Origin of the sequence: Sulfitobacter marinus, assembly GCF_900116285.1 — a bacterium.
Classification (GTDB): Bacteria; Pseudomonadota; Alphaproteobacteria; order Rhodobacterales; family Rhodobacteraceae; genus Sulfitobacter; species Sulfitobacter marinus.
The window spans coordinates 419861-440355 of record NZ_FPAJ01000002.1 but is presented as its reverse complement, the minus strand read 5'-3'; the positions used below and the strand labels follow the sequence as shown (position 1 = coordinate 440355).

The window sequence follows — 20495 nt, the reverse complement described above, 5'->3', positions numbered from 1 at the left end:
AAAAACGAAGAAACATGCGCTCAATAATTAAAAGTCTGTCCAGTTGCGATGGCCGTGCGCAAGGACGTTTCAGCCCATGTACCGGTGCCGCCATGGGATCGAATCGCGCGCAATTGCGCCAACGCACCGGCGATATTTCCCTGCTCGACCATGCCCTGCCCCATATAGGATCGCGCCAGAATATTAGCCGGATTAACTGCTAAAGCACGGGTATAGAAGGCCAGACCGGCCTCGGCTTTGCCTAATTTGCGGTTGGTAAAACCCATATAGGTCAGAGTGCGATCATCATCCTGCGGCATCGCGGCAAGAATGATCTGCGCGCCCTCATAATCACCCGCATAAGCCAATTCGCGAACAGTTTGAAATAAGTCTTCCGGAGTTAACCGGTTGTCCTGCGCCGAAACGCATTTCTTGGTTTTTTTGTCATAAACCATTCCCTGTTCACAGGTGACCTTCGGTTTGGGTGCCACCGGTTCAGGCCCATTGGCAAAAAGGCTGCAAGGCAAAACGGCTGCAAGGGCTGATATCAAAAAGACACGCATCATACTCTCCCGATCAGATGAGGGTCGGATGTTAAGACCAGCGCAGACCAAGTAAAGCAGCGCGGGTTAAACTTTGCGTGTTGTTTTATGATGTGACCACAGCTACGCAGGTCGCGGTTTTCGTGTCATAAACGCTGCCTTCGGCGCAAGACATCGCATGCTGTTGCCAGCCGCACTCGGCAAAACCAACCGCAGGAAGTGCCGCAAAGACAAATGCAGAAAGTGCAATTCTAAGTTTCATCATACTACTCCTTTGAGATGCAGCATAAGCGTACAATGGCTTGGTGCATTCTCAAAGGAATAATGTAAATCACGTTAGCCGGTTGGTTAACCGGCCAATGTTTCAGTCTTTAAAGACGCGGGAAAAGATCGTGTCGACATGTTTGGTGTGGTAACCAAGGTCGAATTTCTCTTCGATTTCCTCGACACTGAGCGCAGCCAACACTTCTGGATCAGCCAACAGTTCGGTTTTGAAATCCTTGCCTTCTTCCCAGACCTTCATCGCATTGCGCTGCACCAGCTTATAGCTGTCTTCGCGGCTTACCCCTGCTTGGGTCAAGGCCAGCAACACCCTCTGAGACATCACAAGACCGCTGAACTTGTTCATGTTGGCCAGCATGTTGTCAGGATAGATCAGCATTTTGTCGATCACGCCGGTCAAACGGTGCAAGGCAAAATCAAGGGTGATTGTGGTATCAGGCCCGATCGCACGTTCGACCGAGGAATGCGAGATATCACGCTCGTGCCACAGGGTGACATTTTCCATCGCCGGGATCACAGCCATGCGGATGGTGCGCGCCAAACCTGTCAGGTTTTCGGTCAATACAGGGTTCTTTTTATGCGGCATCGCCGACGAACCCTTTTGACCCGCCGAGAAAAACTCGGCCCCTTCCAACACTTCAGTGCGTTGCATGTGACGCACTTCGGTGGCAACGTTTTCGATGGAGCTGGCAACAACGCCCAGTGCTGCAAAGAATGCCGCGTGACGGTCGCGCGGGATTACTTGGGTGCTGATCGGCTCAGGGCTCAGGCCCAATTGTTCGCAGACATGTTCTTCTACGCGGGGATCGATATTGGCGAATGTCCCGACTGCGCCCGAGATCGCACCGGTGGCAATCTCTTCACGGGCAGCTTTCAGCCGGGTCAGGTTCCGGTCCATTTCGGCGTAGAAACGCGCGAACGTCAGACCCATTGTCGTCGGCTCTGCGTGAATGCCGTGGCTGCGGCCCACCCGCAACGTGTCTTTATGTTCGATCGCGCGGCGTTTCAGCGCTGCCAAAAGCAGGCCCATATCCGCGATCAAGATGTCAGCCGCGCGGGTCAGCTGAACGTTGAAACAGGTGTCTAGCACATCGGACGATGTCATGCCCTGGTGCACAAAACGCGCCTCGTCACTGCCCACATGTTCGGCCAGATGGGTCAGAAACGCGATAACGTCATGCTTGGTGACCGCTTCGATTTCGTCGATACGGGCCACGTCAAATTCAACGTCCTTGGCTTTCCACACCGCGTCGGCGTTGGCCTGCGGGATAACGCCCAGCTTGGCCATGGCATCACAGGCATGTGCCTCGATCTCGAACCAGATGCGGAACTTGGTTTCGGGGGACCAGATTGCAACCATCTCGGGGCGGGAATAACGGGGAATCATGTGGTGATACCTTTATCTAGGGGCGTGAGGGTTCGGGCGCGGCATAGACCGCAAAGGGCTAAAGAACAAGGCTCAACAGGGGTTTGCAGCCAGCGGTTGCGGCGCATGGCGCGAGGGTCGGATGCCTCCGGCGGGAGTTTAAGGGGCAAAATGAAACGCAACGCCGCGTTCGTACATTTCCAGGCTGGCAGTTTCACAAGGGTCCGGTTTAGGTGTAGGGGATTGAAAACAGGTCATCTTTGAGGAGCGGCGCGCGCCATGTCCGACACGTCACGTTTAAACCAAGCCACCATCGCCGCGCAGGCCGCAGGCAGCGTTGATCCGCAAAGCGGCGGCGTCGTTCCCTCGTTGCAGATGGCCACCACCTATCTGCGCGACGCCCAGTATGAACTGCTGCGTCCCGAGAACATCTATCTGCGCGATCAAAGCGATATCGTCCGCGTCGCCGAAACCATTTTAGCCCAGCTTGAAGGTGCTGCGGAAAGCTTGCTGTTTCCCTCAGGCATGGCGGCGATTGCAGCGGCGTTTCGCACGGTCCCCAATGGCGGCTGTGTTCTGGTGCAATCGCAAATCTATTGGGGCACCACCAAATGGCTGCGCGATTTCTGCAACCGGCGTGGGATCGCTCTGCATGAGGTCGAGGCATCGGATACTGGCGCGTTTGAAGCTGCCTGTGTCGCGCATAAGCCTTCGCTGGTGCTGATTGAAACACCTTCAAACCCGTGGCTGCGGGTGACCGATGTAGAGGCCTCGGCCAAGGCCGTTCATGCGGTTGGTGGGTTGCTGATGGTTGACAGCACCGCCGCCACGCCTGTGCTGCAAAAGCCGCTGGCCGCTGGTGCCGACATTGTAATGCATTCCGCGACCAAGGGCATTAACGGCCATTCGGATGTTCTGGCGGGCGTATTGGCGACCAATGACACCGAGGCGCAAATCTGGACTGATATCAAGGCGGACCGCCACGATGCTGGCGCTGTCATCGGCCCGTTTGAAGCATGGCTGCTGGTGCGCGGCATGCGGACCCTGCCCTTGCGGATGCGTGAAATGTCACGCAATGCCCAAGCGCTGGCCGAATTTCTGGACCAGCATGATCAGGTGGAAACCGTGCTCTATCCCGGCCTGCCCACACACCCCGGACACGACATCGCCCTGCGTCAGATGAACGGTGGTTTTGGGCCGCTGTTGTCCTTTGTCGTGAAGGGTGGGGCCAAGGCTGCATTGGCCGCCGCCGGAAAGCTTGAGCTGTTCCACCGTGCAACCTCGCTTGGCGGGGTCGAAAGCCTGGTGGAGCATCGCCACACGATTGAGCCACACACAGGTATTCCCGAAGGATTGTTGCGCGTATCCGTCGGGATCGAGGACGTCGCAGACCTGCAAGCCGATCTTGCTCGGGCGTTGGGCATCTAGGATGCCGTTGGCACAGCGGACCATCGATTGCAAATCTCCGCGCGCTGCTTTTTAGTGGCCGTGCGGCGGCGATCACCGCTTTTGCCCGCGACATTGCCAAGACGAGACCACGGAGCCAACAGTGAACACTTCGAGCGATATGCCCAATTTCTTGGGGCGGCGGCGGCTTTTGGCCGGGTTCGGTGCGACTGCGGCCCTGGGAGCCTGCGCAAACGCGGCCGAGCAAACCCCGCCCAATCGTCCACCCTTGGGCAGCGATCCGTTGGCACGGTTCCGTTTGTTTGCCGATGCCGGCCAACAAAAATGGGAGGACCATCTGGCAGAGCCAGCCGCCGGGCGCAAGCTGCGCGTTTTGGCCCTGTCCAGTGGTGGCGAAGAAGGCGCGTTCGGTGCTGGTGCGCTGGTGGGGTGGTCTGCCACCGGAACGCGGCCCGAATTTGATATCGTCACGGGCATTTCAATCGGGGCGTTGATCGCGCCTTTTGCATTTATCGGCAGTTCGGTCGACGATAAGCTAGAGGGCATATTCACCGATTTTGGCACCGAGGACATTGTAAAGTTCAGCCCGTTTCACAGCCTGTTCCGTCAGGCGCTGTATGACACAACCAAACTGGACCAGTTGATCACACGCTCAACGCCGAACGAATTTATCGACCTTGTGGCGCAGCGACATGCGGCCGGAGCGCGACTGTTTATCGTCACCTCCGAGCTTGAAACTGCCCGTGCCTCAGTCTGGGATATGGGTGAGATTGCGCAGGCCGGGGAATACACTTTGTTCCGTGCGATCATGCGGGCCTCGGCGGCGCTGCCGGGATTGTTTGCACCAGTCGATCTGAAATTCACCGCAAACGGCGAGACCTATACCGAAACCCATGTAGATGGCGGCGTGCACATGCAGTTTCTGGCGGTCCCTGCATTTGCCTTTAGGCAGCGCACCCGCGATTTGCCCGACGGAGAGATTTATCTGCTGATTAACAACACCCTAGATCCGGCACCCGTCGCTGTTGCACGCAATCCGCTTGCGATCTCGCAGCAGGCGCTTACAACATTTGCACGTGCCAGCGCCCTGTCATCCATGAACGCCACCAGCCTGTTCGCCCGCGAAAACGGGTTGGATTTATATGTGACATCGATCGATCCCAAGTCAGGGATCGTTTTTGATCCGTCGAACCGGTTTTCGCTGCCCTATATGACCGAGCTGTTTGAATACGGGCTAGAACGCGGGAAAAACGGCACCCTGTGGGTACGCGGGTAAGACCGCGCGCGCCAATTTGCCGGCAACACCTATGGCTGTAAGCTTTCTTTGCCGTAACTGCCCTAGGGTAAAGTTACGGTGCGTCAAATTGCGGATGGTAGTGCTTTAAGGTGCCCTGCGGCTGTTGCCACAGCTAAATCCCCCCTCCTAACCTGAAGATGTCCGCATATCGGGCAATAACATCTGGGAGGAGTTATTATGAAACGGTTGAAATCAGGCCTGTCGGTGGCGGCCCTCGCACTTGCTGCGACATTGGTTGGTGTCACGGGATCTTGGGCCCAAGATCTACCTCGTGGCGACGCCAAGGCGTTGGGGTTTGATCCCGCACGTCTGGCGCGAATGGACGCAACATTTGGCGCATTGATCGAAAAAGGCATGACACCGGGTGCGGTGATTATGGTGATCCGTGATGGTCAGGTCGCGCATCTATCCGCCATGGGCAAGCGCACGCCCGATGGCGACGCGATGACAGAAGACAGCATCTTTCGCATCTATTCGATGACCAAGCCCATCACATCAGTCGCCGCAATGATGTTGGTCGAAGAAGGTCGTTTGATCCTGAACGCGCCGGTGGCAACCTATTTGCCCGCGTTCAAGAACATGACGGTGGTGACCGGCGAAAAAGACGCCGACGGCAACGCAGTGACGCGCCCTGCAAAGGGGGCGATGACAGTACAGGATTTGCTGCGCCACACATCCGGCCTGACCTATGGATTTTTCGGGGCTGGTCCCGCCCGCGAGGCATATAAGGCCGCCGAAGTTGCCAGCGCGGAAAACACCGGCATCGAGCAGGCAAACCTGCTGGCCAGCCTGCCGTTGGAACATGATCCCGGCACCGTTTGGGAATACTCCCGCGCGACGGATGTCTTGGGTGCCGTGGTCGAAGTCGTGTCCGGACAAAGCCTTGAAGACTTTATGAAAGCGCGGATTTTTGACCCCTTGGGCATGACCGATACGGCATTCTATGTGGATGACGAAGCTGACTTTGACCGCATCGCGGAACCCTTTGCCGATCAAGACACGCTTGGCGGTAGCTCCCTGTTCGATCCGCGTGTGCGCAAACCCAACCAGTCGGGCGGCGGCGGGCTGATGTCCACCGCGCAGGATTATGCCAAGTTTGCGCAGATGATGCTGAACGGGGGCGAACTGAACGGCACGCGGCTGTTGTCGCCCAAAACGGTGCAGCTCATGACCTCGGACCACTTGAAGGGGATCAAACCGGGTAAATACTATCTGCCCGGCGCGGGATACGGGTTCGGCCTTGGCTATGCGGTGCGTCTTGAGGATGGCAATGCCCCGTCCTTTGGCACGGCTGGAGAATTCAACTGGGGCGGCGCTGCAGGCACCGGCTATTACACCGACCCCAAGGAAAACATGATTGCGTTATTGATGATCCAGTCCCCCGCGAACCGAGGGCCCCTGCGGCTGATTTTCCGCAACCTGCTCTATCCGACGATCGCAGAAAGTCGCAACGACGACTAATCACGGCAAAGGCCCCGGTCAAAGATGATCGGGGCCTTTCGTCATTCGGCAGCATCTATGCATGTATAGCGAGGCCCCTCTTCCTCACCGTCATGAAACTATCACATTCAACGCGCATATATCGGTTGACTCTGTGTCTTTATTTTAAATATACATGAAATATGGAAACAGCTCTTACAAACCGCCTTTCGACCCTAAGCCATCCCCAACGAATGGGAGTTTTTCGGCTGTTGATGCGGCGCTGCCCTGACGCGCTGCCCGCAGGGGAAATCGCCCAAGTGTTGAACCTCAAATCCAGCACTGCATCTGTCTATCTTGCCGCCCTGACCCAAGCCGGAATGATATCTCAGCGACGCGATGGCACGCGGCTTATGTATTCCGTGAATCTGGGTGCCGCACGCGAGGTCGTGTCTGATCTGTTTCTTGAATGCTGCCGTGGGCGGGCCGACGTCTGCCCGCCTCAATTTTCTGATCTTCTCAGGAGCATCTCTCCCATGACAGACAAAAACTATAACGTCCTGTTCATTTGCACGGGCAACTCTGCCCGGTCGATTTTCGCCGAAACCATTCTGCGCGACATGGCCGGTGACAGGTTTACCGCCTATTCCGCAGGTACCACGCATCGATCTGAACTGAACCCGCTTGCGGTGGAAATGCTAGTGTCCAAGGGGCATGATATCTCCGTGCTTCGGTCAAAGAATGTTAGCGAGTTCCAAGGGTCAGATGCGCCCAAAATGGATTTCGTCTTTACCGTTTGTGACCGTGCGGCGAACGAAGAATGTCCCACATGGCCCGGACAGCCGGTATCTGGTCACTGGGGTATGGAGGATCCGGTAAAGGCCCAAGGCACCGAGGCTGAAAAACGTCTGGCCTTTCATCAGACCTATGGCGCGTTACACAACCGGATCAATGCGTTTACATCCCTGTCCATCGAATTGCTGGACAAAGCAACCTTGCAAAAACACGTCGACGAAATCGGCAAAAACAAAGCGACACAGGAATAAATTATGACCACTTACGCACTTAACGGCCTAGGCCGGATGGGTAAACTTGCCTTGCGTCCACTGTTGGAAAGCGGGGCCGAGATTGCCTTTATCAACGACGCGGTGGGCGATCCGGCCATGCACGCGCATCTGTTGGAGTTTGATTCCGTCCATGGGCGCTGGCCCGCCAAGTTCGAAGTCGATGACAATTCGATCAGTATCGATGGCACCCGCATTCCCGTGACCAGCACCCGCAATCTGGACGATCTGCCGCTGGACGGCGTTGATGTGGTGATCGACTGCACCGGTGCGTTCAAGACCGAGGCCAAGCTGGCCCCGTATTTTGCCGCTGGCGTGAAAAAAGTCGTGGTATCAGCGCCGGTCAAGGACGGCCCCACGGCCAATATTGTTTTTGGCGTTAATGACGATGTCTATCAGCCAGACGCCCATCACATCGTGACCGCAGCCAGCTGTACAACGAACTGTTTGGCCCCCGTGGTCAAGGTGCTGCTTGAGGGGATCGGCATCAAACACGGGTCGATCACGACCATCCATGATGTGACCAACACGCAGACTATCGTGGACCGCCCGGCCAAGGACATGCGCCGCGCGCGGTCGGCGTTGACCAATCTGATCCCGACCACGACCGGATCCGCGACGGCGATCACCTTGATTTATCCCGAATTGACCGGAAAGCTGAACGGCCACGCCGTGCGCGTACCGCTGTTGAACGCCTCCATCACCGATTGCGTATTCGAAATGGCCCGCGAGACCACGGTTGATGAGGTCAACACCCTGTTCGAAGCCGCAGCCAACGGCCCGCTCAAAGGCATATTGGGCTATGAAACACGTCCTTTGGTATCCTCGGATTACACCAACGATACCCGCAGCAGCATCATTGATGCGCCATCGACCATGGTGGTGAATGGCACGCAGGTGAAAATCTATGCGTGGTATGACAATGAATACGGCTATGCGCACCGACTGGTGGATGTGGCCCTGATGGTAGGCGGCAAACTGTGACACGTCCGGCGGGTTTTGCAGCCTATATGACGGTGACGGCGGCCTATTGGGCGTTCATGCTGACAGATGGTGCCTTGCGTATGCTGGTGCTGCTGCATTTTCACACGCTGGGCTTTTCGCCCGTGCAACTGGCCTATCTGTTCGTTCTCTATGAGATCGCAGGCGTCGTAACCAACCTGTCGGCGGGGTGGATCGCCGCGCGGTTCGGGCTGACCTCGACGCTTTATGCCGGGCTTACCTTGCAGGTGATCGCATTGCTGGCGCTGGCACAGCTTGATCCCGCGTGGGGCATCACGGCATCGGTGGTTTTTGTCATGCTGGTGCAAGGGCTGTCCGGGGTGGCCAAAGACTTGGCCAAGATGAGCTCCAAAAGCGCCGTCAAAATCCTGGCTCCGACGGATGGTGGCGGATTGTTTCGCTGGGTGGCGCTGCTGACCGGATCAAAAAACGCCGTCAAAGGCTGCGGCTTTTTGCTGGGGGCGGCGCTGTTGGCGGTCCTTGGCTTCGTGCCATCTGTGCTGACAATGGCGGCGATCCTTTTCGCGATCTTGATCGGCGTGGTGATTGGCATGCCAACGGGGCTTCCCGTCGGGCGCAAAGACGCAAAATTCTCCGAGGTTTTTTCCAAGAACCGCAACATCAACTGGCTTAGCGCCGCACGGTTGTTTTTGTTCGGCGCACGCGATGTCTGGTTCGTGGTGGGCATCCCGATCTATTTCTATGCGGTACTGTCTGACGGATCAGAGGCCGGAAACCGCGCCGCGTTCTTTATGATCGGGTCGTTTATGGCGGTTTGGACAATCCTCTACGGCGTCGTGCAGGGCTGGGCCCCACGCATCCTGCGCGCGGCATCCCGCAGTGATGCCGAAATACTGGCGCAGGCCAGAAGATGGGTCGCTGTTTTGATGATTATCCCGGCGATGTTGGCCACCGTTGTCTGGGTCGCACCTGCACCGTCACCCCCGCTGACGGCAACGATCATCTTGGGGCTTTTGGTGTTTGGCGGGATATTCGCGGTCAATTCGGCCTTGCATTCCTTTTTAATCCTCAGCTTTACCGATGCAAAACGGGTCACGATGGATGTCGGGTTTTACTATATGTCCAACGCAGCAGGCCGGTTGGTCGGCACGCTGCTTTCGGGGTTCACCTATCAAATGGGCGGGCTGCCCCTGTGCCTTGGCATGGCTGCCGGTATGATCTTTTTCAGCTGGCTCGCCACATCGCAGCTGCGCGAGATGGCTGCGAATGAGGTTCATTCATAGCCTTTGATACAAAAGAATAAGCGAAGCCCGCAGGCTCCGCTTATTCTGTTTTCAGATTCCGGAAGACTTAGCCGCTGATGCTCTGGGCCGAGGCCATACCGGCGGCTTTGGATTCGCCGCCGATCGTCTCACGAACAGCTATTTCGATGCGATCCCCGATCTCTAGATCCACATTGCGCCAGTATTCAAACGCGCGCACCAGAACCTTTTCGCTGACCCCGTCCGCCAAATGGCCCGCGACGTTACCGACAAAGCGCTCGCGCGCATCATTGTCCATCACCTCACGCACCAAGATACCAGCTTGCGTCCAATCATCGTCCTTTGGTCGCAAGGTGTAGGCTTGACGCACCATGTCACCGTCAGCGTGCCACAGGCCCGCCTCGCCGCCTGGCTCTGGCTGTGCTGCCGGCCCGCCATAGGAATTCGGCGCGTAGACCGGATCGGTCACAGGTACGGTGCGGCCCGCCCCGTCTTTGGAATAGCTGTGAACAGGCGATTTCGGCGTGTTCACCGGAATCTGCTTATAGTTCACACCCAAACGGGCACGGTGCGCATCCGCGTAGGAAAAACCGCGCGCCAGCAGCATTTTGTCAGGCGACAGACCAACACCCGGCACCATGTTGTTCGGCTCAAACGCCAACTGTTCAATCTGCGTGTGAAAGTCGGTCGGGTTTTGATTCAACGTCAGTTTACCAACCTCGATCAGCGGATAGTCGTCATGCGGCCAGACCTTGGTCAGATCAAAGGGGTTGATGTCATAGGTTTTGGCATCCTCATAAGGCATGATCTGCCATTTGAGCGTCCAGCTCGGGTGGTCCCCCTTACTGATTGCATCGAAAAGATCGCGGCGGTGGAAATCGCCATCGGTGCCTGCCAGTTTGTCGGCCTCATCCTGGCTTAGATAGGCATTGCCGTCGCCTTGGTCGGTGTGAAAATGGAATTTCACCCAGAACTTTTCGCCATCCGCGTTGATCAGCGAATAGGTGTGGCTGGAATAGCCGTTCATCTCGCGCCAGGTCCGGGGAATGCCCCGATCCCCCATCAAATAGGTCACCTGATGTGCACTTTCTGGTGATAAGGTCCAGAAATCCCACTGCATATCATGGTCGCGCATGTTGTTGTCAGCGCGGCGTTTTTGGCTGCGGATAAAGTGCTGGAATTTCATCGGATCGCGGATAAAGAAGATTGGCGTGTTGTTGCCAACCATGTCAAAAATGCCCTCTTCAGTGTACATTTTGACGGAAAAACCACGCGGATCGCGCCATGTGTCGGGGCTGCCGCGTTCACCGGCAACGGTCGAAAAACGCATAGCCACGTCACATTTCGCACCGGGCTGGAAAATCTGGGCCTTTGTGTACTGCGACACATCCTGCGTCGTCTCAAACGTGCCAAACGCGCCCGAGCCTTTGGCATGAGGCTGCCGTTCGGGGATGCGTTCGCGGTTGAAATTCGCCATCTGTTCAAGAAGATAGTGATCGTTCAACACGATAGGACCATCGGGACCAACGGTCAGTGAATGCTCATCACTTTGAACCCTGATACCGGCATCGGTTGTTGTGGGGGGAACGTTTTTATTCTCGGTCATCATCACTCTCCAAAGCTTGTCTGGGTGAAAAACCCGTCAGAGCGAGGAAGGTTCCTTGTCCATATTCCACCAAGGCACCTGCAAGAATACCGCGTTGGCCCGGCGCAAGGGCCGGACCAACGTTTCAATGCCGCGAAATTAGTGCTGCGCGATTAGACCGGCGTCGCAATACTCAGTTAGAGACCTGAGCATTCAGGAACGGGGCTGATAACGGTGCCATCCTTGAGGTGCTGCAACAGGTTTTCCACGGTCAGCGCCCCCATGGCAGCGCGTGTTTCGACGGTTGCGCTGCCCACATGCGGCAGCAGCACCGTGTTGGGCAAATCCCGCAGGGCTTGTGGCACATGCGGCTCGCCTTCAAACACGTCAAGACCAGCCCAGCCCAACTTACCTGACGCCAGCGCCTCAATCAGCGCGGCCTCATCCACGACAGAGCCGCGCGAGACGTTGATCAGTGTGCCGCGCGGGCCAAGCGCCCCAAGCACTTCGGTATCCACCAGCTTTTCGGTGCCGGCACCGCCCGGAGTAATGCAGATCAAAACATCACAATCGGATGCCATTGCGGTCAGGTCATCGTAATAGGTGTATGAAACATCTTTCTTACTGCGGCTATGATAAACGATGGTCGGGTTCCATGGGGCCAATTTGTTGGCGATGGCCAGACCGATCCGGCCCAACCCCAAAATGCCAACGGTTTGGTTATCAGCGGATCGCGTCAGGGGCGCGCCGCCAGACGCCTCCCATTCCCCCGCTCGCACATAGGCATCGTCGCGCAGCAGCTCGCGATAACAGGCCAGCATCAGCAGAACCGCCGTGGTCGCCACCTCTTCATTCAGCACGTTGGGGGTGTGGGTCACCATAATGCCGCGCCGGGCCGCTTCGACAGCATCAATGGCATCATAGCCCACACCATAGCACGAGATCATTTTGAGGTTCGGCAAAGCGGTCATGATCTGAGGCGTGACGCCAGCATGGCCATTGGTGACGATATGGGTGATCTCCGCGCCATTTCCCCCCAGCCATGCCAAATCATGATCGCCCCATTTATGGATGGTGAAGTGTTTCCCAATGCGGGCCAACATGGCATCGGTCGCACCCCCGATCAAAAGCATATCAGGCATCCTGACCAACCTTTTGGCGCTGCTGCCCCAATCCTTCGATTTGCAATTCCATCACGTCGCCGACTTTCAGGTATACCGGCTCGGGCTTCATCCCCATACCAACGCCCGGCGGCGTGCCCGTTGTAATCACATCGCCGGGGTGCAGCGTCATTAATCCGCTGAGGTGTTCGATGATTTCAGCCACGGTAAAGATCATCGTGGAGGTGTTTCCGGTTTGCATCCGCTTGCCGTTCACATCAAGCGACAAGGCAAGAGCCTGCGGTTCCGCGACCTCGTCGCGGGTCACCAACCAAGGGCCAGTGGGGCCAAAGGTGTCGCAGCTCTTGCCCTTTGTCCATTGTCCGGTCAGTTGGGTCTGAAAGTGGCGCTCGCTGACGTCATTGATGATGCAGTACCCTGCGACATGCTCCAGCGCATCAGCCTTTGAGACGTATTTAGCCGTCTTGCCGATCACCACGCCCAGCTCGACCTCCCAGTCAGTGTGGGTTGATCCCCGCGGCATGACCACATCATCGTTTGGCCCCACCACAGCAGAGTTGGCTTTGAAAAACAGGATCGGGTGCTGCGGAATCGCGGCACCGGTTTCGGCAGCGTGATCTGAGTAATTCAGACCGATGCAGAGAAATTTGCCGATGTTACCTACGCAGGGGCCAATACGCGGGCTGCCGGTGACCTCAGGCAGGGTGGCAGGGTCGATGTTGCGCAGCTTTGCCAAGGTCGCATCGTCCAACATCTCACCGCTGATATCCGACACATGGCCGGACAAATCCCGCAACAGGTCCCCATCCATCAGACCCGGCTTTTCAGCACCTTTTTCACCGTATCGAACAAGTTTCATATGGTTTTCCTTAGTTAATGATCAGCGTGCGGGCGCGCCCGATGCCCTGCCCCGCAACCGTTTTCTTGTCATGGCATGTAGCCTAATTCCATTTTTCTGATCACCAGATTTTCGGTCAAGCTACGTCAGCCTGCTGCGCTTGACCACATCCTTTTGTTTCCTTCCAAAGACCCGAAATAATCGTCAACTCTGACTTCTTGTGACACCGGCTGCCACCTTGTAGCTTGACCACGGGCAAGATTTGCAAACACTTGCGCCCTGACAACGAAGGATCCTGAAATGCAGATTGTAAGACTTGACGACGCAGATAACGTCGTAACCGCTATCCGATCCCTCGAGGCAGGCACGCCGGTCGAGAACGTGCTAACCGCGCAGCTGATCCCGTCTGGTCACAAGATAGCAACCGCAGCCATCGCGCAGGGCGCGCCGGTATTCAAATACGCGCAGGTGATCGGGTATGCATCGCAAGACATTGCCGAAGGGGAACATGTTCACACCCATAATCTTGCCTTCCGGGCGACAGAGGCAGCGTACGAATTCTCAACCGATCTGCGCCCGGTTGCCCTCGTGCCAGAAGATCAGCGCGATACATTTATGGGGTACCGCCGCGAAAACGGCAGCGTAGGCACACGCAATTATATCGCCATCGTCACATCGGTAAATTGCTCGGCCACTGCGGCGCGGATGATTGCGGATCACTTTACCCCTGCACTGCTGGCCGAATATCCCAATGTCGATGGGGTGGCCGCCTTTGTACATGGCACCGGTTGTGGCATGGCCGGAGATGGCGACGGGTTCGAAGCCCTTCAACGGGTCATGTGGGGCTATGCCCGCCACCCCAACCACGGGGGCGTCCTAATGGTGGGTTTGGGCTGCGAAATGAACCAGATCGACTGGCTGCTCGAGGCATATGGCCTGAAACAAGGGCCGCTTTTCCACACGATGAACATTCAAAATGTGGCTGGCCTGCGCCGGACCGTTGAATTGGGCATCAAAAAAGTGTCCGAGATGTTGCCGCTTGCCAACCGGATACAGCGCACCCCCTGCCCGGCGTCTGAGCTAAAAGTGGCCCTTCAATGTGGCGGCTCGGACGCGTGGTCGGGCATTACGGCCAACCCGGCCCTTGGATATGCCTGCGATCTGCTGGCCGCGCAGGGCGGCACCGGCGTGTTGGCTGAAACCCCCGAGATTTATGGTGCCGAACACCTGCTGACCCGCAGGGCCGTGACACCCCAAGTGGGTGAAAAGTTAGTCGGGCTGATCAGATGGTGGGAAGACTACACCGCCCGCAACAACGGCTCGATGGATAACAACCCCAGCCCCGGCAACAAGAAAGGTGGACTGACCACGATCCTTGAAAAGTCGCTGGGGGCCGCCGCCAAGGGTGGCACAACTCCGCTGACCGGCGTCTATAAATATGCCGAACCTGTAACCGCACCCGGTTTCACCTTTATGGACAGCCCCGGTTATGATCCCGCCTCTGTAACGGGGCAGATCGCTGGCGGGTGCAATCTGGTGTGTTTCACCACGGGGCGCGGGTCGGCCTTCGGCTCCAAACCCAGCCCGACGATCAAGGTGGCCACGAATACCCAAATGGCCCAGCGCATGGTCGATGACATGGATGTAGACGCCGGAACGATACTTGGCGAAGGCATAAGCGTCGCTGAAAAAGGCCGCGAGATTTATGAGATGTTCCTGAGTGTCGCTTCGGGCCAACCCAGCAAATCCGAGGCACAGGGGCTGGGTGACTATGAGTTTGTTCCGTGGCAAATCGGAGCCGTAATGTGAAATTACGCCCCTAGAACAAACTTGACAGGTTTTTACAAAACATCTCAAGTTACCCTTGGTAAGCTGCGATTCACCTAAGGTTGAAATCAACGCTAACAGATGAACCCGGCAGTCAGATTGATAATGCCGGGTCACCCCAAGGGAGGAACGACATGAAATCCAACACGACAATTGCGCTTGCCGCATCGACTGTTACCGTACTGGGACTTATGCCAGCTATGGCGGCCGCTGAAACCAAATTGAAATGGGCCCACGTTTACGAGACGAGCGAGCCCTATCACACCTGTGCTGTCGCCGCGAATGACATGCTGATGACAGCCACCGACGGTCGCTACGGCATCGAAGTCTTCCCTGCATCTTCGCTCGGGAAAGAGGTAGATATCAACGAAGGCCTGGGCTTTGGCACGGTCGATATCATCTACACCGGGCAGCTATTTGCGGGCCGGTCTTATGGACCCATCTCGATCGGTGGCGCGCCCTTTATGTTCCGCGACTATGCGCATTGGGATAACTACCGTAACTCGGACCTGTTTAATGAATTGGCCAAAGGTTACACTGATGCAACGGGCAACCATATCACCGCAATGACCTATTACGGCGCGCGCCATGTGACCTCGAACAAGCCGGTCCTTGCGCCTAACGATATGGAAGGTATGAAAATCCGGGTGCCGAATGCGCCACTTTATATGATGTTCCCCGAGGCCGTTGGCGCGAATCCGGCCCCAATCGCCTTTGCCGAGGTCTATCTCGCGCTGCAACAGGGCACAGTGGATGCTCAGGAAAACCCTCTGCCTACGATCCAGGCCAAGAAATTCTATGAAGTACAAACCAACATCAACCTGACCGGCCACATCACAGATGCGCTGCTGACCATCGTGGGTGGCCCGGCATGGGATGCGATGGATGGCGCGGATCAAGCAGCCCTAACCGAAGTCACCAAGCAAACTTCGGTCTGTGCCACCGACGCGATCATCAAAGCCGAAAACGAACTGGCTGAATGGTTCCGTGGCGAGGGTGTCCAAGTCAACGAAGTCGACCGCGTCCCATTCATTCAAGCCGTGCAAAAGCTGCACAACAGCGATGCGGCGACATGGGATCAAGCCACCTATGACCGTTTGCAAGCCATCGACTAATCAACGTCTCCATTGAACACCCAGGCGGGGCGCAAGCAGCGCCCCGCCCTTATGTCAAAGGAGTTTATGATGGCATCGCCCTCACAGAACGACCCATCTGATACGCCCATCGCGTTTGAGGATGAAAAGATCGATCTATCCGACCACCAATGGGATGATGGCTTTGTGCTTATCCTGTTTTGGTTGCTGGCTGCGGTCGTGTTTTTGCAGTTCTTCACACGATATGTCCTGAACGATTCAGTTGCCTGGACCGAGGAAATCGCGCGGTTTCTATTGATCGGTGTTACCTTCATCGGATCGATTATGGCCACCCGCAAGCAAAGCCATATCGCGGTCGAGTTCATTTATCGCTGGATCCCGCGTACGGGCCGCAAGATTGCACAATTCCTGATCGACGCTGCAACCACCACTTTCTTTGCCGTTCTGGCAATCCTAAGCGGGCAGATCGCAGGTCGGACCCGGCAATTAATGGTCTCAATCGAGCTGCCAAAATCGACAGTCTACTGGATCGTCGCGGCCGCATTCGTCTGTATGGCGCTCTATTCCGCGTGGAACATGTGGGTTCATCTTCGTGATGGCACCTCGAAATTGATAGACCCTGAAAAATATGCGGATCAGGTCCGCGGCATCGACTAGGAGCACCCCTTGGATATTATCTGGCTTTTCGCGATGTTGTTTGGGATGCTTGTTTTCGGCGTTCCTGTTGCTGTTGCCCTTGCTGGCGCTTCCGTTGTTTTCATTTTTGCAAACGGCATGCCCCCGCCCATGGTGGTGGCACATCGCATGATCAATGGTGTCGATAGTTTCCCATTGCTGGCCGTTCCGTTCTTTATTCTGGCGGGTAATTTGATGAACACCGCTGGGATCACTGAACGTATATTCAGCTTTGCCCTCGCGATGGTCGGATGGATGCGAGGGGGATTGGGCCATGTAAATGTCGGTGCCAGCGTGATCTTTGCCGGTATGTCAGGCGCGGCTGTGGCCGATGCCGGGGGCCTTGGCGCGATCGAGATCAAAGCAATGCGCGACGCTGGCTATGATCCAAAGTTCGCCGTGGGGATCACGGCTGCATCCTCTACCATCGGGCCGATCATCCCGCCGTCCCTGCCGATGGTCATCTATGGGGTGGTAGCAGGCACAAGCATTGGACAGCTGTTCGTCGCCGGATTTATCCCCGGTTTGTTGATGGCCGTATCGTTGATGATCATGATTGCGATCATGGCACGCACCCGTGGTTTCGGTCGGGATCAAGCGTTCTACTGGCCGGTCCTGTTTTCCACATTCAAACGCGCTTTCCTGTCGCTGCTCACCCCGGTCATCATTGTCGGTGGCATCCTGTCAGGTGCCTTTACCCCTACCGAGGCGGCGGTGGCCGCCTGCGCTTGGGCATTGTTTTTGGGCGTTTTGGTCTACCGGACTTTGACGATCCCTCGTTTTCTGAAGGTCAGCTTTGACACCATTGAGACAACGGCAGTTGTTCTGCTGGTTGTCGGGGCCGCGTCCATCTTTGCCTGGATACTGACCAGCAACCGCGTCCCCGAACAATTCGCCGCCGGTTTGCTAGCCATCTCAGACAAGCCATGGGTGATCCTGATCGTGATGAACCTGATCCTGTTGGCCGTGGGCTGCTTTATGGAAACGGTGGCCGCGATCACTATTCTAGTGCCTGTGATGCTTCCTATTGCAATGGCTCTGGGCATCGACCCGGTCCATTTCGGCGTCATAATGGTATTGAATCTGATGCTGGGGCTTTTGACACCCCCCGTGGGCATGGTGCTTTATGTGCTGTCCCGTGTCGCAAAGATTCCGTTCGAGCAATGCGTTGTCGGCACGGCACCCTTTCTCGTCCCGCTGGTGATTGTATTGATGATGGTCACGTTCATTCCGAGCATCACCATGTGGCTGCCAACCCTGATCTACCGCTAGAACGCGGTGGCCAAACACTTCCCAATCTCGCGACAAGTATTTGGCCAATGTCCCACCCAGATGCCAAAGTGACCTAGCGGAAGTCTGTCCTTGTAATGCGAGCAAATTCTGTCAGCATGTTCGGGCCTGCATTCAGAACTGAGTATCTAGAATTTGGGGAATAGCTCTTGAAAAATTATTCCAATTCGCCGGCCATATCTTTCAAGCGAACACCTGATAAGGGTGCGAGGCTTGGGCTTGCGGCTCGTCATCTTCTTTGTAGCACCCTACTATTGACCTGCCTGCTTGTCGGGACGCTGCCAAGCGCGGCAGATACGGAAAGTCTGCTACCCACCCTTGCCTTACCCGATCCGATGACCGCACCGCCAAAGACCGTGCTATTGCCCGTGCCTGATGATCGGATTATGGCGGCGGTTTCGACATTAGATGATCTTGCTCAGGATACGCTAATGCGCACGGGCATCCCCGGTCTGGCCATTGCGGTCGTCCACGACGGGCGCACCTTATACGCGCGTGGATTTGGCACACGTGCCGTTGGTCGTCAGGGTGACATTGATGCCGACACGGTTTTCTTGCTGGCCTCGCTGTCAAAACCGGTAGGAGCCACCGTTGTCGCAACCCAAGTGGATGCTGGCCGGGTGAACTGGGACAGCCCCATACGGGATTTCATGCCGTCTTTCAATATGGGCGATCCCTGGATCAGCGATCACGTCACGGTGGGGGATCTTTACGCACATCGCTCGGGTTTGCCGGATCATGCCGGGGACGACCTTGAGGATATCGGATTCGACCGTAGCACAGTGCTTGAGCGGCTTGCGCTGTTGCCGCAAGGCGATTTCCGAGTGGACTATGCCTATACCAACTTCGGGGTCACGGCTGCCGCCGAAGCGGTGGCGACAGCATCTGGTATGGATTGGGCAAAACTGTCAGAAACCGCGCTCTATGCGCCGCTGGGCATGAGTTCGACCAGTTCGAGAAATGCCGACTACGTAGCGCGTGACAATCGGGCCTCAAGCCATGTTCCTGCGGGAGACCAATACGCGATTGCCGATGTTCGCCAAACCGATGCCCAAAGCCCGGCAGGCGGGGTCAGTTCCAGCGTTCGGGACATGGCGCGTTGGATGGCGATGGTGCTTGGCGGCGGCATGGCAGATGGCGAACGCGTGATATCTAAGGATGCCCTTTTGCCTGCAATATCCGCCCAGTCTATCCACGGGGCCCAGACGGATGCCTCTGCTCGAACCTCCGCCTACGGTTTCGGATTCAATGTCAACACGCGGTTTTCGGGGCGCGTCGCACTAAGCCATTCAGGGGCCTTCATACTTGGGGCTTCAACCAGTGTTGCGATGATTCCCGACCTTGATCTGGGCATTGTAGTATTGACCAATGCGCTCCCCGTCGGCGCTGCTGAATCTATTACTTCCAGTTTTCTCGACCGGGCGGAAATCGGAATGGACAGCCGCGACTGGCTGGCTGCTTTCGCCCCGTTCATGGCCCCTCTTTCGGCACCGACGGGACATTTAGTGGGCGCTGAGCCGCCAGCCAACGCTGCCCAATCGGGTCCTGCTGAAAACTATGTTGGCACCTATGAGAATGAGTATTTCGGCCCCGCGTCGGTGGGTATGACCAACGGACAGCTCGTGCTTGAGCTGGGGCCGAACAATTGGGAGTTGCCCATGCAGCATTGGGCCGGCGATAGCTTTGTTATTTATCCCCTGACCGAGAACCAGCCGGCAGGCTCGATCTCGCTTGTAGAGTTTCTGAAAACCACATCGGAAACAGGAATGACAATGAAGATTGAACACCTGGACGGCTACGGTCTTGGCAGTTTTCGACGTCCAGAATGACCTGTATGGCCTAACAGGAACATTCCTGGCGTCAGTGTCCCCTGCCTTGCGGCATCTCAGAACCCGACATCCGCAGGTAATTCTGGACCTGTAATTAGCTATGATTGGCGTGCCAGAGACGCGTGATCATTTTTAGCGCGTAAAACGACTACGCCTCTACTTGCTCATACTTTTTTGATCAGTCGCGCCGCGTATGGCAAGGATTGTGGTCTCCGACAGCTTCTGGATCAGGGTCTGTTCGACCTCTTCCATCACCTTGGAAACACGGAAATGAAGGGCGTGTTCGACGCTGCAATCATGCGTTTCGGCGGTGGGTTCAGCTGCAGTCAGGCGTTCGTCGAGTGCAAGATAAACATCCGCCAACGTGATCTCCTGCGGCGCGCGCGCCAGACGCCAACCACCGGCATGGCCGCTCTCGGACACCAGCAATCCTGCTTCACGCAGGCTCCCCAATACGCGTCGAACGACCACGGGATTCGTACCCGCATGTGCTGCGATATCGGCGGATTTGCGCATGCGTCCCGGGTCTCGGGCCATGTGTCCGAGGGTATGAAGGGCCAGTGACAGGCGGCTATTGCGTTTCACAAGCAGTCTCCGGTGATTGTGTTACCTTGTAACATTAACAGTTGCGCATCTTTAGTAACTCAACTAGTTA

18 protein-coding genes are annotated in these 20495 nt (G+C 56.5%); 11 read left to right on the top strand and 7 right to left on the bottom strand.

Annotated elements, in window-relative coordinates; genetic code table 11:
- Window positions 1-20: 20 nt before the first annotated feature.
- The 3 genes from BM347_RS07660 to purB all read right to left on the bottom strand — a co-directional run bounded on the left by BM347_RS07660 (window position 21) and on the right by purB (window position 2190).
- Window positions 21-593: a hypothetical protein gene (locus BM347_RS07660; RefSeq protein WP_245764213.1), complete on the bottom strand. Its 573-nt coding sequence runs from the start codon at window positions 591-593 to the stop codon at window positions 21-23.
- Window positions 594-627: 34 nt separating this feature from the next.
- Window positions 628-783, bottom strand: a complete 156-nt coding sequence (locus BM347_RS17570; RefSeq protein ID WP_175498529.1) for a hypothetical protein — start codon at window positions 781-783, stop codon at window positions 628-630.
- A 102-nt stretch (window positions 784-885) separates the two neighbouring features.
- Window positions 886-2190, bottom strand: coding sequence for an adenylosuccinate lyase (gene purB, locus BM347_RS07655; RefSeq protein ID WP_093915823.1), 1305 nt, complete (start codon window positions 2188-2190; stop codon window positions 886-888).
- 258 nt (window positions 2191-2448) lie between these two features.
- Between purB and BM347_RS07650 the strand changes: the two genes are divergently transcribed.
- The 6 genes from BM347_RS07650 to arsJ all read left to right on the top strand — a co-directional run bounded on the left by BM347_RS07650 (window position 2449) and on the right by arsJ (window position 9602).
- Entirely contained in the window at window positions 2449-3597 is a 1149-nt protein-coding gene (locus tag BM347_RS07650; protein ID WP_093915822.1) for a trans-sulfuration enzyme family protein, read from the top strand.
- Between the two features lie 121 nt (window positions 3598-3718).
- Window positions 3719-4852 (top strand): patatin-like phospholipase family protein, encoded by a 1134-nt coding sequence (locus tag BM347_RS07645; protein WP_139226461.1) that lies wholly within the window; start codon window positions 3719-3721, stop codon window positions 4850-4852.
- A 198-nt stretch (window positions 4853-5050) separates the two neighbouring features.
- A complete protein-coding gene (locus tag BM347_RS07640; RefSeq protein WP_093915820.1) occupies window positions 5051-6334 on the top strand; it encodes a serine hydrolase domain-containing protein in 1284 nt (427 codons plus the stop codon).
- Window positions 6335-6495: 161 nt separating this feature from the next.
- Window positions 6496-7338, top strand: coding sequence for an arsenate reductase/protein-tyrosine-phosphatase family protein (locus tag BM347_RS07635; RefSeq protein WP_093915819.1), 843 nt, complete (start codon window positions 6496-6498; stop codon window positions 7336-7338).
- Between the two features lie 3 nt (window positions 7339-7341).
- Window positions 7342-8340, top strand: coding sequence for an ArsJ-associated glyceraldehyde-3-phosphate dehydrogenase (locus tag BM347_RS07630; RefSeq protein ID WP_093915818.1), 999 nt, complete (start codon window positions 7342-7344; stop codon window positions 8338-8340).
- Window positions 8337-9602 carry an organoarsenical effux MFS transporter ArsJ gene (gene arsJ, locus BM347_RS07625; RefSeq protein WP_093915817.1) on the top strand — a complete coding sequence of 422 codons (1266 nt, stop codon included), beginning with the start codon at window positions 8337-8339 and terminating at the stop codon, window positions 9600-9602. The genes BM347_RS07630 and arsJ overlap by 4 nt, the downstream gene beginning before the upstream one ends.
- Before the next feature lie 67 nt (window positions 9603-9669).
- Here the strand turns inward: arsJ and BM347_RS07620 are convergent, their stop codons facing one another.
- The 3 genes from BM347_RS07620 to BM347_RS07610 all read right to left on the bottom strand — a co-directional run bounded on the left by BM347_RS07620 (window position 9670) and on the right by BM347_RS07610 (window position 13146).
- Window positions 9670-11187, bottom strand: coding sequence for a catalase (locus BM347_RS07620; protein ID WP_093916105.1), 1518 nt, complete (start codon window positions 11185-11187; stop codon window positions 9670-9672).
- A gap of 176 nt (window positions 11188-11363) precedes the next feature.
- The gene (locus BM347_RS07615) at window positions 11364-12299 is read right to left on the bottom strand and encodes a 2-hydroxyacid dehydrogenase (RefSeq protein WP_245764212.1); all 936 of its coding nucleotides are present in this window, start codon (window positions 12297-12299) and stop codon (window positions 11364-11366) included.
- 1 nt (window position 12300) lies between these two features.
- Complete coding sequence (locus BM347_RS07610) at window positions 12301-13146, bottom strand: fumarylacetoacetate hydrolase family protein (protein WP_093915815.1); 846 nt, start codon at window positions 13144-13146, stop codon at window positions 12301-12303.
- 279 nt (window positions 13147-13425) lie between these two features.
- On the opposite strand from BM347_RS07610, the gene BM347_RS07605 reads away from it, so the two are divergent.
- From BM347_RS07605 to BM347_RS07585, 5 genes are all read left to right on the top strand, one after another.
- Window positions 13426-14934: a UxaA family hydrolase gene (locus BM347_RS07605; RefSeq protein ID WP_093915814.1), complete on the top strand. Its 1509-nt coding sequence runs from the start codon at window positions 13426-13428 to the stop codon at window positions 14932-14934.
- Between the two features lie 152 nt (window positions 14935-15086).
- Window positions 15087-16067 (top strand): sialic acid TRAP transporter substrate-binding protein SiaP, encoded by a 981-nt coding sequence (locus BM347_RS07600; RefSeq protein WP_093915813.1) that lies wholly within the window; start codon window positions 15087-15089, stop codon window positions 16065-16067.
- Window positions 16068-16136: 69 nt separating this feature from the next.
- Complete coding sequence (locus BM347_RS07595; protein ID WP_245764211.1) at window positions 16137-16703, top strand: TRAP transporter small permease; 567 nt, start codon at window positions 16137-16139, stop codon at window positions 16701-16703.
- 9 nt (window positions 16704-16712) lie between these two features.
- Window positions 16713-17993: a TRAP transporter large permease gene (locus tag BM347_RS07590; protein ID WP_245764210.1), complete on the top strand. Its 1281-nt coding sequence runs from the start codon at window positions 16713-16715 to the stop codon at window positions 17991-17993.
- Between the two features lie 353 nt (window positions 17994-18346).
- On the top strand, window positions 18347-19840 hold the full coding sequence (locus tag BM347_RS07585) for a serine hydrolase (protein WP_093916102.1): 1494 nt from the start codon (window positions 18347-18349) through the stop codon (window positions 19838-19840).
- A 156-nt stretch (window positions 19841-19996) separates the two neighbouring features.
- On the opposite strand, the gene BM347_RS07580 is transcribed toward BM347_RS07585, so the two are convergent.
- Window positions 19997-20425, bottom strand: a complete 429-nt coding sequence (locus tag BM347_RS07580) for an RrF2 family transcriptional regulator (protein WP_093915812.1) — start codon at window positions 20423-20425, stop codon at window positions 19997-19999.
- Window positions 20426-20495 lie beyond the last annotated feature (70 nt).

Coding starts and splice junctions, on each gene's coding strand:
- BM347_RS07630 (WP_093915818.1), top strand. CDS start 7,342: ATGACCACTTACGCACTTAACGGCCTAGGCCGGATGGGTAAACTTGCC.
- BM347_RS07595 (WP_245764211.1), top strand. CDS start 16,137: ATGGCATCGCCCTCACAGAACGACCCATCTGATACGCCCATCGCGTTT.
- BM347_RS07620 (WP_093916105.1), bottom strand. CDS start 11,187: ATGACCGAGAATAAAAACGTTCCCCCCACAACAACCGATGCCGGTATC.
- BM347_RS17570 (WP_175498529.1), bottom strand. CDS start 783: ATGAAACTTAGAATTGCACTTTCTGCATTTGTCTTTGCGGCACTTCCT.
- BM347_RS07585 (WP_093916102.1), top strand. CDS start 18,347: ATGACCGCACCGCCAAAGACCGTGCTATTGCCCGTGCCTGATGATCGG.
- BM347_RS07600 (WP_093915813.1), top strand. CDS start 15,087: ATGAAATCCAACACGACAATTGCGCTTGCCGCATCGACTGTTACCGTA.
- BM347_RS07635 (WP_093915819.1), top strand. CDS start 6,496: ATGGAAACAGCTCTTACAAACCGCCTTTCGACCCTAAGCCATCCCCAA.
- purB (WP_093915823.1), bottom strand. CDS start 2,190: ATGATTCCCCGTTATTCCCGCCCCGAGATGGTTGCAATCTGGTCCCCC.
- BM347_RS07605 (WP_093915814.1), top strand. CDS start 13,426: ATGCAGATTGTAAGACTTGACGACGCAGATAACGTCGTAACCGCTATC.
- BM347_RS07640 (WP_093915820.1), top strand. CDS start 5,051: ATGAAACGGTTGAAATCAGGCCTGTCGGTGGCGGCCCTCGCACTTGCT.
- BM347_RS07610 (WP_093915815.1), bottom strand. CDS start 13,146: ATGAAACTTGTTCGATACGGTGAAAAAGGTGCTGAAAAGCCGGGTCTG.
- BM347_RS07615 (WP_245764212.1), bottom strand. CDS start 12,299: ATGCTTTTGATCGGGGGTGCGACCGATGCCATGTTGGCCCGCATTGGG.
- BM347_RS07650 (WP_093915822.1), top strand. CDS start 2,449: ATGTCCGACACGTCACGTTTAAACCAAGCCACCATCGCCGCGCAGGCC.